The sequence below is a fragment of the Gloeomargarita sp. genome, from assembly GCF_053491055.1.
Genome location: NZ_JBRCEP010000056.1, coordinates 1 through 16260 on the forward strand (window position 1 = coordinate 1; position 16260 = coordinate 16260).

At 55.1% G+C, this 16260-nt stretch carries 13 protein-coding genes and 2 pseudogenes; 8 read left to right on the plus strand and 7 right to left on the minus strand.

From position 1 onward, the window contains the following. From ACWISF_RS06235 to ACWISF_RS06250, 4 genes and pseudogenes are all read left to right on the plus strand, one after another. Positions 1 to 3213 (plus strand): annotated as a pseudogene (locus ACWISF_RS06235) (hypothetical protein); the annotation flags it as partial. A gap of 12 nt (positions 3214 to 3225) precedes the next feature. After that, positions 3226 to 3948 carry a prepilin-type N-terminal cleavage/methylation domain-containing protein gene (locus ACWISF_RS06240; protein ID WP_448380724.1) on the plus strand — a complete coding sequence of 241 codons (723 nt, stop codon included), beginning with the start codon at positions 3226 to 3228 and terminating at the stop codon, positions 3946 to 3948. Positions 3949 to 3966: 18 nt separating this feature from the next. After that, positions 3967 to 5004, plus strand: coding sequence for a hypothetical protein (locus ACWISF_RS06245; protein ID WP_448380725.1), 1038 nt, complete (start codon positions 3967 to 3969; stop codon positions 5002 to 5004). A 16-nt stretch (positions 5005 to 5020) separates the two neighbouring features. Then, a complete protein-coding gene (locus ACWISF_RS06250) occupies positions 5021 to 5599 on the plus strand; it encodes a pilus assembly FimT family protein (protein ID WP_448380726.1) in 579 nt (192 codons plus the stop codon). 277 nt (positions 5600 to 5876) lie between these two features. On the opposite strand, the gene ACWISF_RS06255 is transcribed toward ACWISF_RS06250, so the two are convergent. After that, entirely contained in the window at positions 5877 to 6698 is an 822-nt protein-coding gene (locus ACWISF_RS06255; protein WP_448380727.1) for a shikimate dehydrogenase, read from the minus strand. Positions 6699 to 6811: 113 nt separating this feature from the next. On the opposite strand from ACWISF_RS06255, the gene ACWISF_RS06260 reads away from it, so the two are divergent. Both ACWISF_RS06260 and ACWISF_RS06265 read left to right on the plus strand, forming a co-directional pair. Continuing rightward, positions 6812 to 8470 carry a protein kinase domain-containing protein gene (locus tag ACWISF_RS06260; RefSeq protein WP_448380728.1) on the plus strand — a complete coding sequence of 553 codons (1659 nt, stop codon included), beginning with the start codon at positions 6812 to 6814 and terminating at the stop codon, positions 8468 to 8470. After that, complete coding sequence (locus tag ACWISF_RS06265) at positions 8433 to 8615, plus strand: ferredoxin-thioredoxin reductase variable chain (RefSeq protein ID WP_448380729.1); 183 nt, start codon at positions 8433 to 8435, stop codon at positions 8613 to 8615. Before ACWISF_RS06260 ends, ACWISF_RS06265 begins: the two co-directional genes overlap by 38 nt. A 383-nt stretch (positions 8616 to 8998) precedes the next feature. Here ACWISF_RS06265 and accC read toward each other — a convergent pair whose 3' ends face one another. The 5 genes from accC to gcvT all read right to left on the minus strand — a co-directional run bounded on the left by accC (position 8999) and on the right by gcvT (position 14076). After that, on the minus strand, positions 8999 to 10375 hold the full coding sequence (gene accC / locus ACWISF_RS06270; protein ID WP_448380730.1) for an acetyl-CoA carboxylase biotin carboxylase subunit: 1377 nt from the start codon (positions 10373 to 10375) through the stop codon (positions 8999 to 9001). 262 nt (positions 10376 to 10637) lie between these two features. Next, a complete protein-coding gene (locus tag ACWISF_RS06275; RefSeq protein ID WP_448380731.1) occupies positions 10638 to 12116 on the minus strand; it encodes a cryptochrome/photolyase family protein in 1479 nt (492 codons plus the stop codon). Then, complete coding sequence (gene fabZ / locus ACWISF_RS06280) at positions 12116 to 12553, minus strand: 3-hydroxyacyl-ACP dehydratase FabZ (protein WP_448380732.1); 438 nt, start codon at positions 12551 to 12553, stop codon at positions 12116 to 12118. The genes ACWISF_RS06275 and fabZ overlap by 1 nt, the downstream gene beginning before the upstream one ends. Positions 12554 to 12615: 62 nt before the next feature. Beyond that, a complete protein-coding gene (gene gcvH / locus ACWISF_RS06285) occupies positions 12616 to 13002 on the minus strand; it encodes a glycine cleavage system protein GcvH (RefSeq protein WP_448380733.1) in 387 nt (128 codons plus the stop codon). Positions 13003 to 13011: 9 nt separating this feature from the next. After that, positions 13012 to 14076 carry a glycine cleavage system aminomethyltransferase GcvT gene (gene gcvT, locus ACWISF_RS06290; RefSeq protein ID WP_448380734.1) on the minus strand — a complete coding sequence of 355 codons (1065 nt, stop codon included), beginning with the start codon at positions 14074 to 14076 and terminating at the stop codon, positions 13012 to 13014. 86 nt (positions 14077 to 14162) lie between these two features. Between gcvT and grxD the strand changes: the two genes are divergently transcribed. After that, complete coding sequence (grxD, locus tag ACWISF_RS06295) at positions 14163 to 14486, plus strand: Grx4 family monothiol glutaredoxin (protein WP_448380735.1); 324 nt, start codon at positions 14163 to 14165, stop codon at positions 14484 to 14486. 138 nt (positions 14487 to 14624) lie between these two features. Here grxD and ACWISF_RS06300 read toward each other — a convergent pair. Then, positions 14625 to 15808: pseudogene (locus ACWISF_RS06300) on the minus strand (RNA-guided endonuclease InsQ/TnpB family protein). 57 nt (positions 15809 to 15865) lie between these two features. Between ACWISF_RS06300 and tnpA the strand changes: the two are divergent. Then, on the plus strand, positions 15866 to 16260 hold a 395-nt coding region (gene tnpA / locus ACWISF_RS06305; protein ID WP_448380736.1), incomplete at its 3' end, for an IS200/IS605 family transposase.

Consider the following 16260-nt stretch of genomic DNA (forward strand, 5'->3'; position numbering starts at 1 on the left):
AGCTATCTCAACAGCATTACGTTTGGGGACCCGGTGAGTCCGGCTTCGCCGACTAACATTAATCAAGTGACCCGCTACCCGAGCAGTAATGCCAACTTTGTCCGACCGCCTGGTTCTCAAGCCCTGTTCCCCCCTGCGGACTTTTTCACGGGGCGGGGCACGGCGAATATGGAGTACGGGAATGGCACCAACCCGGATAACCCCCCGTTTGAGGTGGCGGATTTTGAATCAGGGACGGCCTTGATGAAGGTGCTGACGAATTTGGCACAGTTTGCCGGTGACCCGAATGGGGCGTTTCCCCCGTTGCAGGCACCGCCGGGGAGTCGTCAGGTCTATCCTGACCCGGTGCTGACGATGTGGGGGGATTTCTCCAACCTGCGGCGCACCATCGCGACTTTGGAAGGTACAAGCTACGCTGAACTGTCGCCTGCGGATCAAGCCAACCTGCACACGGCAGGCTGTACGATGAGCCTGTTGGCGACCAATGTGTATTGGTATTTGGACTGGGGGTACCCTGGAGCAGGGAAGGATTTTTATCTGAGTCAGAGAGGCGAAAAACCGCATAATCCTAACGATCCTACTGGGGTTCTTCCACCTCCCAACACGGATCGAGGCACAAACAATATTGAAATTGACTTGCAACGGCTGGGAAATGTGTTGCGGCAGTTGCAGGACGGGAATCCGGCGACGTTAGGGGAAATCGGGTTTAATATACCTGGTTTTCCTGATTTGAGTTTTGTGCCCTTGAACAACAGTAATGGGCCTTGTACGAATATCAACACCATCAACCCCAACTGTTACAACATCCCCGCCGAGTACTACATTGCGGCTTTGGCGAGGATTCGGGATTCTCGACCGTTCAACCTAGCACCCAATTCCGAGTATCAACAGTGGAACCGGTTGGTGTATCTGGCGCGGATGGTGAATACCCGGTTGCAGATTGTGCGGGATCGGACCTACGGGTTCCGGGAGTACGTACCGGGGCAGTGGATTGGTGTGGAGACTGTGCCGACCAATGATCAAGGTAACGGGACTGATCCGGCCAACAACCAACGCTTGGCCTACACCTTCTTGACTGAATCAGCCACTGGACCTTACAGGAGGGGGGTCACGATTGATTTGCCCTGTGATCTGAGTCTGGCGGACATTAGATATTTCGGTTACCAGAAGTTTGATCCTGAGAGGGGGGGGACTGCGCTCAATCCCAACAATCCTCAGGATCAGATACTGGAGCGGGAGATGGTGGCGCTGGCTCGGTTGTGTCCGACTCAGCCCAAGTACCCGTCCTTGTACTATCTGTTCCCAGGGGATTTGAATTCCGATGGGCGGGTTGAGGGTTCTGATTCGCACGGTCATGACGGCACTTCCGGGATCAACCGGCGTAATAGCCCTGACCCCAGCCCCTACAACCAGCCCAGTGGCAGCGCGCAGAACAATCGGGAAACCTTTTCTGAGCCGTATGTTCTTAGCAGCTACATTGCTGAAACGGCCAACAACGCAGCGACCTATGAGCCGGTTTCCTTGACGGATTTGAATGCCTTGCGGTTGGAACCTCGGAGACCGGATGCTGGGCAATGGAAGTTGCCGGTCGTTAATCTGTTCAACAACCGGCCAGTGGGCGCGACAGAGCTGTACCAGCGGGAGACGGATTTGCTTATCAGCGTTTTCCAGCCGAATAATGCCCATACGAATCTATCGGCCTACCGCACGGGTTTAGCGGAAAAGGCCCTTTATGATGGGCGACAGTTGCAGATGGCGCGGGTGATGGATTTTGACATTGACCTGTTGCGGCAAGTGAATTTGTCGCCCTTTGGAGATGATGCCTGGTTGGCGGTGGGGCAGGTGGCGACGGCGACGACTCCGGCGATTGCGGGTGGGATTATCTATGCCTTCCGGGAGGATGCCAGAAGGGAAGATGCCCTGTTGCGTCCGGCGAATTCGGATTGGAATACCTATGAAGCAGCCTGGGAAGCGAACTATGCCGATGGGCCGCCGGTAAACCTTCAAATGAACCCTGACCCCCGCAATCCCTCGGATCCACCTAGAACGCAGAAGAAAATCAGCGGGAAACCTGTGGATTACTACTCTGATCCGGATCGCCGGGTGCATGGGTTCCGCTTGATGAATGGCAACGATGTTAGCCGGCTACAATCCCAAGGACAGCCATTACCCCCAGCACAGAATATCTTTGGGATGACCTTTGTCAGCGACAACCCGGTCTATATCATGACCCAGTTGGCGCGGGGGGTCAGCGGTTTCAACCTGCACATGAAACCAGGTGGGAATGAGGTAGTGCAGGAATTTACCAGGTTGTTACGGTTCCCCTACACCTTTGACGATTTCTATGGGCGCGATACCCGTGACTCAGCCTTTGCGAATCCCCAGACGGACACCTGGCGACCGGTAGAAATCATCGCGGATGCAATTACCCTGATTACCCACAATTTCTGTGATGGGTATCAAGAAAATGGCATTCGCAATGTCCGTAATACGACTGCCGGTCTTAACATTCCTGGCAAGGACGCGAATGGGGATTGTCATGGCTCTCCTGATGGAGGTCCTTCTGCTCGGAATACACCGGCGATTGACAACCCAGGTGTCGCAGGGTTTAACCGACCTGATGCGCTGCCAAGGAACCGCTGGGCACGGGAAAATCCCTACGACGAGGCTTCGCCCATCATTATTGGGAGTGATGGGACGCATCGCACCCAGACGAATGGGTTGCAGGCGATTGTGCCGCTTGGGAACTATCAAGGCATTGGTAGTCGGGCGGCGGTTCCGGGACGTGGTACGGACTACCAGGTGAATGCGGTGATTGTGAGTGGTTTGGTGCCATCCCGGCGGAATCAGTCCTACGGCGGGCTGCACAATTTCCCCCGCTTCCTTGAAACCGGGAATAATTTGACCATTCTGGGTTCGTTGATCCAGTTAAACTTCAGCAACTACGCTACGGCGCCCTTCGATTTCGACTCGTTTGAGCGGGGTCAATTTCCGCCACCTGACCGAACGGAACTCATTCCCTACTATGGCCCACCACAGCGTTACTGGGGGTATGACCCGGCGTTGCAATATGCTCCGGCAGGGCCTGTGGCGCGGCGGTTTGTCCAAATGGAGGGTTCTCGAAATGAGTACTTCTTGGAGTTGACGGCGGATGACCCCTACACCTGTCAGCTCAAACGGTTTATTGTCCCCGGTGTAACGTGTCGTCCCTAAGGGAGGTGGGCTATGGTGCGGTTGCGCGGTGATGGCGGGTTTACCTTGGTAGAGGCGCTGGTGGCGATTGCCATCGTGGGGGTGACGGCGGCGATGATTCCCCCTATCGTCACCCTGTCGGTGGCGGCGCGCGCCCAAAACCAACGGGTGGAGCAGGCAACGCGGTTGGCGCAAGGGCATCTGGATTTGGTGCGCCTGCGCATGGAACGGGGGTTCGCGGGACAATCTCCCTCAGCGTTTATTGCGGATATCGACCGGTTGGCGCCCTTGGAAGGGGGCACTTCGGTAGAAGAGGTGCAACCTCCAGCAGCCAACCTACTGCGGACGGCCCGATTTTGCGACCTGACGAATCCGACCAATCCGGTGGGGCCGCCCTGTCGGGTGGACATTGACCGGGATGGGCAGGCGGACTTTGGGTTGCAAGCCTTTCGGATTTGCCAACAAACGAACCCTGCAAATGGGGTACCGATTTCTTTTGTCCTGGGGGTGCGGGTGTATCCGCGGGCGGTGGTGCAGGGAACCTATCAGGGGCCGTTGGGTATCTATCCGTCCCAGGCCCGTTTAGGGGCACCGGAAACCGCCAGCAATCCCTTGGCCGTCCAGTACAGTGCGGTATTCTTTCCTGACTCGACCCTTTCTTTAGAATCCTTGCGCCGCACCGTAGGGGCAAGAAGTACATCCTGTGGTGGGAACAATCCGCCCAATGGCGGTGGAGGGGACAATCAGCCTCAGTAACTTAATGGAGCAATGGGTATGAACCGACGGTTGCTGTTGTTGCTATGGAAGGCGCGCCGCTTGGCCCGTGCGGGCTTTACGGTTGCGGAACTGGTGATTGGGGCAGCGATTGGGGCCTTTTTGCTGACCGGTATGATGTACCTGGTCGTGGAGATGATGCGGGTGGAGCGCACCCAGACTGCCCGCGGGGAAACGGAGCGGGAAATGGCGCAGGCGTTGGACTACATCACCAACGAATTGCGGGAGGCGGTGTTGGTCTATGACCGTAACTGTTTGGGGGCCAATGGCACAGGCGGCGGCACTACCTGTCCAGGGTTAACTCTGCCCGTCAATACGGTGTTGGCGTTTTGGAAACGGGAGCCGGTGCCGGATTTGAATTTTTTGAATAACGTACCACCGACAAGCGGACCCGAGCAAACACAGATTGACAATTACGCCAACAGCGATGCTTGTCGCAACAACCGGGATTGCACTACCGTTATGAACTACACCCGTACCCAGTACACGCTGGTGATCTATGTGTTGTGTCCCAACAAAGGACGGCCAGGCCCGGAGTGCGTCACTGTTGGTAATAATAATAATAACAATACGGAACCCCGGGGACCAGCGCGGATTATACGGGGCTATTTCCGGCAGTATGTGTGGGGGACTAATGCGAGTGCGTTTAGAAACCGCTTGGAGAACCGTGACCCCCTGGAAAAGCCCACCTGGCCAGCGGGCTTGTTGTCCTGGAATGGCCCTAATTCCGATACAAATCCCCTCGTAGAAAATGTGGACTGGCAACCGCCGCGGGTGAATGTGAATTGTCCGGCGGGGTATGTTTCCACGACTGGTGCTGGTTCAGACACGGGCTTTCGTTCCTTCTATGCCTGTGTGCGGGAGCGGAGCGGGGCGGCGGAAACCGGGTTTGTCCAGGACGTGTTTGTGTATCTGCGGGGGAATGCGGCCGAGCGGGCAGGCTTGCGGGAAATTGAAGGCAGTGGCACCAACATTTACCGTCCGGCGGTGGAAACCCAAGTCCGCACGCGGGGTTCCTACAACCGGCGACCCAGTTAATCTCGGAGGTGATCCTATGCTCAAAACCATGCGCTCGAATCGTGCCGACCAAGGCTTTACCCTGGTGGAATTGCTTGTCATCGTGGCAATTTTTGGGATTTTGGCGGCGATTGCTGCCCCCAGTTGGTTGGCTCTGCTTACGCGGCAGCGGCTCTATGACGCCCGTGCCAACGCTTTGGATAAGATTCGGGAGGCACAAAACCAAGCCATTCGCACGGGTCGCCCCTGGGAAGTCTGTTTCCGCGATAGGGATGGGATGGTTTGGGTTTCCGTAGAGCCGAGTAGCGATAGAGAAAACTGCCGTAATCACACCAGTTGGCAACCCCTGCTGGAGTCTGGTGCAAATACGATTGCCATCAAAACCGGTACCCCTGGTACTTCCACTTCCCTCGGTAACCCCACCGATGGCTATAGTTTTCGCTTCGGCTCGCTTGGGAATCGAATTGGGAAAGATAGCGGAGGAAATAGCGGCATACAACTCGTGTTTGTCCCGCGCGGGCAAAACCAAGGTCCTTTTTACTGCGTCTATACCCAAACCATCATCGGGTCGTTTCGGGAAGGTACCATAGGTCGTCACCCTACGATGTGCCGCTAGAGTATTGTTTTGAACGCCCTATGAATGCTGTCCCTGAGGGGATGGGGCGTTCATTGTTTTGGTCCTAAAACTCAGGAAATTCCTGGGCGGTAGTTGCAGAGGGTGCAACCTGAATCGCTGCAATTTCAAATTACAGAGCACAACATCAGGAGTTATCCACTATACGCCCTTGGAACTCTGTTACCCAAAAACTGGGTCTAAAGCCCTGCCCTATGGCGAAGCGTAGCCATTGCCTCCGACGCGGCTCACGCCTGAAGGTGGGGGAGTATGTCAAGGTTTACTTCTGGGGCGATAGATACTCTGTCAAGGCAGCGGTCATCACCTCCACCGGAGCTGAGCGCCCAAACCAGTACGGCCAAGCGGCAGCCCCCTGCCCGACCAACATCGCCAGACCATCCTGGGTGGGATACCCCAAAGCCGCTGCCATCTGCAACAAGCGGGTAGGGCGCGGCGTGTAAATCACATCGTACACCCAGGCGCCCGGCGGCAGGGTTGTCAGTTGCGCTGCAGTCAAGGGGCTAGCGGTGACGTCCGGGGCCATTCCCACCGGCGTCGTATTCACCACCATATCCGCCTGCGCCAAACAGCGTTCCACCGCCGACCAGGGGTGCATCTGTACCCCATCGGTAGGGGGCGTCCCTTGGGCAGCGCGCCGCGTCACCACATGGATTTCCCGGCAACCCAACCGCCTGAGGCCCCACACCACCGCCCGCGCCGTCCCTCCATAACCCAACACCACCGCCCTAGTCCCCCGCCACCCTTGCAACGGCGCGATAAACCCCAACCCATCCGTATTCGTGCCGCACCAACCGGTCTCGCCGCGGTACAATGTATTAACAGCACCGATGGCAACTGCTTCGGGGGTCAGGTGCTGCAGGTAGGGCATGACCGTCTGTTTGTGGGGAATGGTGAGATTCACACCGAGAAATTCCATTTGCCACAGGGCCGGCAACACCGACGCCAAGTCGCTCACCGGCAAAGCCACATAACAGGCATCCAGACCCACTGCCGCCAAAGCCGCGTTGTGCATTACCGGCGAGAGGGAGTGGCGCACCGGCTGGCCCAGCACCGCCAGCAGCCGCGTGTGCCCTGTGATCATAGGTGCTTGGCCAGAAAAATTAGCGCAAAGATGAGCATAGCGGGCAAGAAACGGGGAACTATATACGACATAATAAACGGTAAATACTCGGCACCCACCAATAGGGGCACACCATGCAACCAGGAGAAAAACTGGCCGGACGTTATCAGGTGGTCAAAATCCTGGGGTCAGGGGGTTTTGGCACCACCTACCTGGCCCAGGATACGCAGCGCCCCGGCCAGCCCGCCTGTGTGGTCAAGCACCTCAAACCGGACAATCGCGATGAGTTTGTGGTCACCACCGCCCGGCGGCTGTTTAACAGCGAGGCTGAAATTTTAGAAAAATTGGGCAAACACGACCAAATTCCCGCGCTGTTGGCTTATTTTGAGGAAAATGGGGAATTTTATTTGGTGCAGGAGTTTATCGAAGGGCATCCCCTGAGCCAGGAAATCCAACGGGGGGCGCCCTGGCCCCAGGAAAAAGTGGTCAAAATGTTGGCGGATGTGTTGGGCACCCTGGAATTTGTGCATCGCAACGGGGTGATCCACCGGGATATTAAACCGGACAATCTGATTCGCCGCAAAAGCGATGGCAAATTGGTGTTGATTGATTTTGGGGCGGTCAAACAAATTCAAGACCCCAAAGCGGCAGCCCAACAACGCACGGGCGCCACCGTGGCTATTGGCACCGTAGGCTATGCGCCCGCCGAACAGGCCCAGGGCAAACCCCAATTTGCCAGCGACATTTATAGCCTGGGCATTGTCGCCATTTGTGCCCTAACCGGCAAGGACCCTGACCAGTTGGAAAGCGACCCGCAGACGGGGGAAATTGTCTGGCGGCAGGGCGTCACGGTCAGCCATGCCCTAGCCACCCTTTTGGATCGCATGGTGCGCTACCAGTACAGTCGCCGTTATGCCCATGCGGGCGAGGCGCTGGCGGCGATGCGGAGTTTGGGTTTGCTGGGAACTACCGCGACGCCCAGTGGGGAATCTTCGCCTTCGCGGGTGACGGTTGCCAGACCGCCGACCCAAGCTCGGCGCACCCCTTTGACCCAAAGTCTGGCACCCGGCGGGGGCGGCAATGACGTGCTCTGGAAGTACGGCATCATTACCGTTTTGCTCCTGGGCATGATGGGCGCGGTCTCTCTTTTGGCGCAATCGTTTCTCAACCAACCCATCCAAGTGCGCCGCCCGGAACCCACCCCCGCCTCCCCAGAACCAGCGCCCACCCCTGCCCGTTCCCCCCGTCTTGAGCCTAGCCCCCAACGGCTGACGCAAAAGATCAGCCTGGCCCCCAACGGTTCCTTTGAAACCGAGCAGGTTTTGCAGGCGACGGAAGTCCACATTTACCGTTTTAGCGCCGACCCGACCGCCCAGCCGTTGCAACTGGTGCTTCAGGTGAGGGCCACAGGGGGCATCACCGCCACCCTCCTCGATCCCCGCGCCCAGACCTTATCCCAGGGCACCAGTATTACCTATGACCTTGAGGAAGCCGGGGAATACCAGGTACAGTTGCAGGGTGGGCAAGGGAAATACCACTTGCGGTTGGAGCTGGTTGCCCTCTCCCCATCGCCGACACCGCTGGAGCCGGAGAAAAAGGAGGAAGACCAAAATCCCACGCCCACACTACCTGGACTTCCCCGTTCATTCAGTGCCATTTCGTGTCAGGATCAAAACAACCATCGTGCTATCCATCATGAGTCAGGAAGCCAAATTCACCATCGGCCAAAAGGTACGGGTCAAAACCAACGTCATTGTGTACCATCATCCGCAGCACAAGGGCAAACCCTATGACCTGGTGGGTCAGGTGGGCGAGGTGGTGGAAGTGATCGAAACCTGGCAAGGTCGCCCCCTCACCGCCAACTTGCCCATTGTCGTCAAATTTGATGCGAAATTTAAGGCGCACCTAGAAGCGGACGAACTGGAACCAGTTGTTTAGTCCTCGGCAGGGGGTGCGGCGGACAAACCGTGGGGGTGGCTTGCATCCAGGTTGCCAACATTGCGTGCAGTTCTGGGCTGGTTTAGGGTTATAGTCGTTTCACAGGAAAATGCAACACTTTGAGGCACTGGTCATCACTGTATCCCCTTCCAGGACAGGGTTTTCAGGTAAAGGCGCATGTCGCAAACTTGTTTGAAATGACTATATTTCGGGTAGCATGCCACACGAACCTGCGCAACCATTACGAACGATGTCCCAAATGAGTACGGATAGGCTTAATGCACCGCTAACCATCGCGCAAACGTCACTGCATCTAAAGAATCACCCTACGATAGACTTAGGGGATTTTAATTCCTCAATAATTCCTTAAATAAATTGAGAAACTAACGATTCAGGGAAAAGCTGCTGTAGCCATTCTGCATCCATTTATCCACAAAATGGGTATCAATTTGGGCATTGATAAAATCAGGATGGTTGAGTAAACGCTGATGAAATTCAATCGTGGTTTTCACCCCCGTAATTGCACATTCCTGCAGGGCGCGTTTCATCCGGGCAATCGCATGACGACGATTTTCTCCCCAGACAATAATTTTGCCGATGAGTGAGTCGTAATAGGGGGGGATTTCGTAATCGGGATAGACATGAGAATCCACCCGCACCCCCGGCCCGCCTGGCGGTAAATAGGCTAAGATTCGCCCAGGACAGGGACGAAATTGATGATCCGGGTCTTCCGCATTAATCCGACATTCAATTGCATGACCCCGCAGTTGTACATCCTCCTGCGTAAACGGCAAAGGTTCTCCCTGGGCAATGCGAATTTGCAAACTGATTAAATCTAGCCCGGTAACGACTTCGGTAACCGGATGTTCCACTTGAATACGAGTATTCATTTCCATAAAGTAAAAATTCCCCTGTTCATCCACCAAAAATTCCACCGTACCCACCCCCACATAACCAATCGCTTGCGCCACCCGCACCGCCTGCATTCCCATTTTTTCCCGCAATTCTGGAGTGATGATGGGGCTGGGGGCTTCCTCTAATAATTTCTGGTGACGGCGTTGAACCGAGCAATCCCGTTCGCCAAGATGCACCACATGGCCGTATTGATCCGCCAAAATTTGCATTTCCACATGGCGAGGCCGCTCAATCAACTTTTCCAAATACACGCCCGGATTGCCAAAAGCCGCTTCCGCTTCCCCCTGCGCTGCCACAAAAGCCCGCCCAAAGTCCTCCGGCTGGCGCACCACCCGCATCCCCCGCCCGCCGCCGCCCGCTGTGGCCTTGATGATCACCGGAAAGCCGAGCTCCTGGGCAATTTTCAGGGCTGTGGCCTCGTCGGTCAACAACCCCTCACTGCCCGGAATCACCGGCACACCCGCCTGTTGCATGGTGCGCTTGGCTGTGGATTTGTCCCCCATCGCCCGGATCGCCTGGGGCGTCGGCCCAATAAAAATCAAATTGTGATCCGCACAAATCTCGGCAAACCGGGCATTTTCCGCCAAAAAACCATAGCCGGGGTGAATGGCAGTAGCATTGCGCGTGAGGGCAGCAGCAATGATATTGGGAATATTCAGATAACTTTTGGCACTCGGTGCTTCCCCAATACACACCGCCTCATCCGCCAACTGCACGTGCAAACATTGTCGATCAACAGTGGAATGGACGGCTACGGTTTTAATCCCCAATTCGCCGCAGGCCCGTAAAATGCGCACGGCAATTTCCCCGCGATTGGCAATCAGCAGTTTGGAAATTGTCGCCATAGGCACCCCAGCAGTCAAATTCTCATCCTATCATGTGGGGGGAACCACACCGTAAATAGCCTGGTAGCGCCGTACAACGGGGTGGAAAAGGCCGCTCGCGTTAGCGGGACATAGTCCTTGAGCGACCTGAGTCACCTGCCAATGCTATTGGTGACGAAACAGTCACCTACCCCGGTGAACAACCCGGACGGTGCGAGCGTAAGTAAGCGGAACCTGGCGACTTAGTGGCAAGGAACCGTCTGGGGGCGTCTTGACAATGCCTTTACGAGTCCGTTTGTGGACTGCGCAAGCATCCCCCGTCTTTAGACGGTGGAAGTGTCAAAAAACGGGAAACCATCTGATATTTTTGCTTGAATAGTTGCTGTTGTTTTTGATGATTGACAATCGGTGGCGGATACCCCAATGCTCGCCGCTCTAGGGGCGTGATTTCATTACGCAAAATTTGCGACACATCCACAGAACGCAACTCCGGCACCCACGTATAAATATATTCCGCTTCCGGGTCGAATTTTGCCGCTTGGGTATTGGGATTAAAAATGCGCAAAGGACGGGGGTCCATCCCCACAGAAGCACTCCATTGCCAGCCGCCATTATTGGCACTCAAATCCCCATCAATCAAACGCTGCATAAAATACCGTTCTCCCCACCGCCAATCAATCAGTAAATCCTTGGTCAAAAAACTGGCGACAATCATCCGGCAACGGTTGTGCATCCAGCCGGTTTGGTTCAATTGCCGCATGGCCGCATCCACCATCGGATAACCCGTTTCCCCTGCACACCAAGCCCGGAAATAGTGCTCGTTATTCTCCCAAGAAAACGCCTCAAACTCTGTCCTGTAGCTACGGCTTGCCAATTCTGGGAAATGATACATCCCGTGTTGATAGAATTCCCGCCAGGCCAATTCCTGTTGCCAGGTCACTACCGATTCATTACCCGGAAAATCCTGCAAACACGCTTGGGTCGCTTGCCAAACAGTACGAATGCCAATCACCCCAAATTTCAAGGCAGCGCTTAACCGAGACGTGCCGTTAACCGCGGGGAAATTCCGTTGCTCCTGGTAGTGATAAATGGCCGACTGGGTGAATTCCGCAAGCAATTTTTTTGCCCCTTGGGTGCCCGGTTCGTAGTCCCATGGCCCGGACCAGGCAAACCCCAACGCCTGCATCGTGGGCAGGGGAATCACCCCGGCCTCTTGGGCAATTTGTCGCTCGGTTTCGGTGAGTTTGGTGCAGTTGGTTAGGGGGGGGTAGGGAGATGCTTTGGCCTGTTGCGACCAATTCTTCCAAAACGGCGTAAAAACGGTGTAGGGTTGCCCGGTTTTAGTGAGAATTTCGGTGGGGGCATGGAGCAATTGATCCCAGAACTGCCGATGGGCAATTCCTTGGCGGTTGAGGGCATCCATCACCTGTTGATCCCGTTGCCGACTGTAGGGTTCCACGTCCCAATGCCAGTACACCGCTGCCGCTTTGAGCGCCTGGGCCAAGCGGGGAATCGCCACGACCGGATCAGCCCACAGGATGAGCAATTCACTCCCTACCCGTTCATACTCCCGCTGTAAATCCGCCAGACATTCCCGCAGATAATACACCCGCACCGGCGCTATGTCATCTCCCTGCAAAATGTGGGGATCAAAACAAAAAACACCAACCACTTTGGGGGTCAATAGGCGGGCCGTATGCAGACCCACACTATCTTCAATCCGCAAATCTCGCCGGTGCCAAAATAGGATTAAAGCGGGCATTATTCCACTAAAGAAAAAAGCAATTCTCCTTCCGCAACCAGCTCGCCATTGACCATTGCCTTGGCCTGCACCTGCCCAAAACGTCCCAGACGTAATCGTACCAATGTGGCTTCGATGATAAGTTGATCCCCAGGCGTGACCTGGCGGCGAAAACGGACTTTATCCATCCCGGCAAATACAGATAAATGGCCTTGGGCTTGCGGCAATTGCATCACCACCACACCGCCTACCTGCGCCATTGCTTCCACGATTAAAACGCCCGGCATCAGGGGTCGTCCCGGAAAATGCCCTTGAAAAAACGGCTCATTCACGGTGACATTTTTGATGCCCACCGCTCGCTCCCCCGGCACATACTCCACAATCCGATCCACCAGCAGAAACGGATACCGATGGGGCAATAATTTTTGAATCCCTTCTACCGTTAAAACGTCGGTCATATTCACGTGCTCAAGTCTGATTGTCAATCCTACACCAGCCCGGTTCCCTGGGGGGTACCCAGTTAGCCCCCCACCTGCGCCTGATAGGCCGCCGCTGTCAACAGTTCCTGGAGTTCCTCTGGCTGGGTCAGTTGCATTTTCACTAACCAACCTTCCCCGTAGGGGTCACCGGCGATCCGCTCCGGGGCATCCACCAAGGCTTCATGTACCGCCGTGACCACACCTGATACCGGCGCATACACATCCGCCACCGCCTTGACCGACTCAATCGTACCCAGGCGCTCCCCCCGGTTGAACCTGCGCCCAACCTGCGGCAATTCCACGTAGGTAATATCCCCTAACTCCTCGACGGCAAAGGCCGTGATCCCCACCACTGCCCCGTCATCGGTCAGCGCGACGTACTCGTGGGTCGCCGTGTAATGGAGTTCGGGGGGATAAGTAAGCGCCATAGCCTTGGTTTATTGGGAACGGGTGTAGAAGGTTCTTTTTACTACTGTAGCCGGCAAGGCCTGCTCCCGTACCTGCACGGTCAAGGACGTGCCCAGCGGCGTCCAAGGCACCGCCACATAGGCCAAAGCAATGGGTCGCCCCAAACTCAGCGAGAGCGTGCCGCTGGTGATGCGTCCCACGGTTTGCCCCTGCGCCTGCACCGGATAACCGGGCCGGAAAATCCGCCGCCCTGTGCCAACAAGACCGACCAACTTGCGCGCCACCCCTTGGGCTTTTTGGGCCAGTAGGGCCGACCGTCCGAGAAAATCCCCCTTGTCCCAATCCACCAACCACCCCAGCCCCGCCTCAAGCGGCGTCACCGTTTCGTCCATATCCTGTCCGTACAAATGCAGTCCTGCTTCCAAGCGCAACACATCCCGCGCCACCAACCCGCAGGGCGTAACCCCCGCCGCCACCAGCGCCCGCCACAGCGCTTGTCCCACCGCTGGCGCCGCCCGAATTTCCCAGCCATCTTCGCCCGTGTAACCCGTGCGCGCCACCCAAACCCTGCCCCAAGGCGTGCTGACCGTTCCATGCCCAAAGCGGGGAATGCCTGCCAGGGTATCGGGTGTCAGGGTTTGCCACAGGGCCGTCGCCTGGGGGCCTTGCACCGCCAACAACGCCTGCGACACCGGTTCGATGGCCACCTCCGGGGGTAGATGCTGCCGCAACCAGGCCGCATTTTTCGCCGTACAGGCCGCATTCACAATCAACGTGGCATGCTCCCGGTCGTGGGCATAAACAATCAGATCGTCAATAATGCCGCCGGCGGCGTTGAGCAAAACCGTATAGCGCGCCTGCCCCGGCGGCAAATGAAGGATGTCCGTTGGCACAAGGGCATTCAAGTACTCCCAGACCGCCGAACCCTGCAGTTCAATTTGCCCCATGTGGGAAATATCGAATAATCCCGCGCGGTGCCGCACCGCTTCATGTTCAAGCGTTAGCCCACCAAATTGCGCCGGGAGCATCCAACCTGCAAATTCTGTCAATTTTGCTTCATTTTGGTAGCACGTCCACAGGGGAGAATAACGCATGAAATCCTCCAGCCGCCCCCTTTTTGATTGTACCTCCCCCCCCTTGCTATAATAACGGGGGAAACGGCGTGTAGGGGGTAAAAAAGATGTCACCGGAGACGAAAGCCCGCATCGAAGCCCTCATCAAAGGCAACAAAATTATGGTCTTTATGAAGGGCACCAAACTCATGCCCCAGTGCGGCTTTTCTAACAATGTGGTGCAAATTTTGAATGCCCTTGGGGCAGACTATGAAACCTTTGACGTACTCAGCGATGAACAAATCCGGCAAGGGATCAAGGAATACAGCAATTGGCCGACCATTCCCCAGGTGTATATCAACGGGGAATTCATTGGTGGTTCCGACATTATGATTGAAATGTACCAATCTGGGGAATTGCAGGAAAAAGTGGCGGTGGCGATGGCCTCTTAACCCCTCCGTGACATACTCCCGTCCCCCGTCCTACGGACAGAGGGCGGGCTTCATGGCTTACGCCACGCTCTGCAAACAGTGACCCCTGCTCGTGCAACGCGCTCCGCGCCGCTAATGCGAACGGGCGTTTCCTGAGCTTTAGCGCTCCGCGCCGCTGACGCGAAAAAGAACGGGATGCCCCACCGCTCTGTATTTGATTACAAGGGCCGAGTTCTGGTCTCGCGGTAGCCTCAACCCGCAATGAGGACAATGGTGACACCTCTCGCTGAGTTTTTTAGGCACTTCTCGACCACAACGCGAACACTCTTGACTTGTGCCGTTTGGATTCACTGCAATCGTCAGCAGCCCAGCTCTTGCAGCCTTGACCGCCAAGATTTGCAGGAATTGCCCCCATCCAGCATCGTAGACAGACTTTGCAAGTCTTGTTCTGGCCAGACCTTTGATGTTCAACGCCTCATGCGCTATGTGCCTCCTTTTTTCAAAAGTTTATGAGCAGTTTTATAGTGAAAGTCTTTACGCTGGTTGACTACTTTCTGATGCACCTTAGCCAACCTTTTTATCGCTTTCTTACGACGGTTTGATCCCTTCTTCTTGCGAGATACAGCCTTTTGCAGTCGCTTTAGTCTCTTTTGTGCTTTGCGGTAATATTGCGGAACTGGAACCGCTTCACCCTCATCGGTCACCAAGAAATCATTTAACCCCATGTCTATCCCTATCGTGTTGTCCAAAGTCGGAGGGGCAGGGGTAAACTCAGGAACCGTAGAATCCTGCAAACTCAGGCTCACATACCATCCATCAGCCCTGCGAATGATGGTAGCGGTTTTAATCGTGAAGCCCTCTGGCAAAGGACGATGTTGAATGAATTTAACCCAACCAATCTTCGGCAAATAAATAAACTTCCCTTGAATACAATCCTGTTTCATCTGAGGGAAGGTAAAAGAACGATAACGACCTACCCCTTTGTACCTTGGTTTACCTAGTCTCTTGCCGTTACTGTCTCCTTTTAGCCAGCGGTCAAATGCTTTGTGTACTCGCTCTATGCAGTTTTGGAGCACGTGCGAGTGAATCGCTTCGTATTCAGGGAACCGTTCTCTGGTGTTTACCAAATCCCGTTTTTGTGAGTAGAAATCAGGCTGTTCCTTCAACTCTGGCAAGTGGCAGATTAAGGGACAAGCATTGACCGGACACCGATTTTGTTCCCACCAGTTGAACCGCTCCGCCAAACGATAGTTGTACTGCTTGCGCAACCACTCCAGCCAGTTTTCCATCACGGCGATTTGGCTGGCCGTGGGGCGTAAGCGGTACTGGTAAGTTGTTCTCACGATAAGTGTAGCCGATTCATGATACGCTCATCATAGCATCAACTTTTGATAGTGGCAATGAAGAACGATTTTGTGGCTAGTGGTAGAGCCGTTTCTGACTTAAAAGCGCACTTGGTTTTGACAACAAAATACCGTCGTAAAGCGTTCACCGGCGAGATGTTGAAACGCCTGCACGAAGTTTTGTATGACCTTTGTCAAAAATGGAACTGCAAGCTCATTGAATTTAATGGCGAAGCGGATCATATCCATTTACTTTTTCAGTACTACCCACAAATGGACTTGTCCAAATTTGTAAATAATATCAAGTCTGTATCTAGTCGTAGGATTAGGAGTGAGTTTAGGCAATATATTGACAAAATTTACTGGAAAGATGTCTTGTGGAATGAATCGTATTTTATTGCTTCATGCGGGGGAGTAACTGTCTCTGTTCTGCGGCAATATATCGAAGATCA

What these genes read in the sequence shown, in the direction of transcription:
- ACWISF_RS06240 (WP_448380724.1), top strand. Translation starts at nt 3,226, where the DNA reads ATGGTGCGGTTGCGCGGTGATGGCGGGTTTACCTTGGTAGAGGCGCTG.
- ACWISF_RS06245 (WP_448380725.1), top strand. Translation starts at nt 3,967, where the DNA reads ATGAACCGACGGTTGCTGTTGTTGCTATGGAAGGCGCGCCGCTTGGCC.
- ACWISF_RS06250 (WP_448380726.1), top strand. Translation starts at nt 5,021, where the DNA reads ATGCTCAAAACCATGCGCTCGAATCGTGCCGACCAAGGCTTTACCCTG.
- ACWISF_RS06255 (WP_448380727.1), bottom strand. Translation starts at nt 6,698, where the DNA reads ATGATCACAGGGCACACGCGGCTGCTGGCGGTGCTGGGCCAGCCGGTG.
- ACWISF_RS06260 (WP_448380728.1), top strand. Translation starts at nt 6,812, where the DNA reads ATGCAACCAGGAGAAAAACTGGCCGGACGTTATCAGGTGGTCAAAATC.
- accC (WP_448380730.1), bottom strand. Translation starts at nt 10,375, where the DNA reads ATGGCGACAATTTCCAAACTGCTGATTGCCAATCGCGGGGAAATTGCC.
- ACWISF_RS06275 (WP_448380731.1), bottom strand. Translation starts at nt 12,116, where the DNA reads ATGCCCGCTTTAATCCTATTTTGGCACCGGCGAGATTTGCGGATTGAA.
- fabZ (WP_448380732.1), bottom strand. Translation starts at nt 12,553, where the DNA reads ATGACCGACGTTTTAACGGTAGAAGGGATTCAAAAATTATTGCCCCAT.
- gcvH (WP_448380733.1), bottom strand. Translation starts at nt 13,002, where the DNA reads ATGGCGCTTACTTATCCCCCCGAACTCCATTACACGGCGACCCACGAG.
- gcvT (WP_448380734.1), bottom strand. Translation starts at nt 14,076, where the DNA reads ATGCGTTATTCTCCCCTGTGGACGTGCTACCAAAATGAAGCAAAATTG.
- grxD (WP_448380735.1), top strand. Translation starts at nt 14,163, where the DNA reads ATGTCACCGGAGACGAAAGCCCGCATCGAAGCCCTCATCAAAGGCAAC.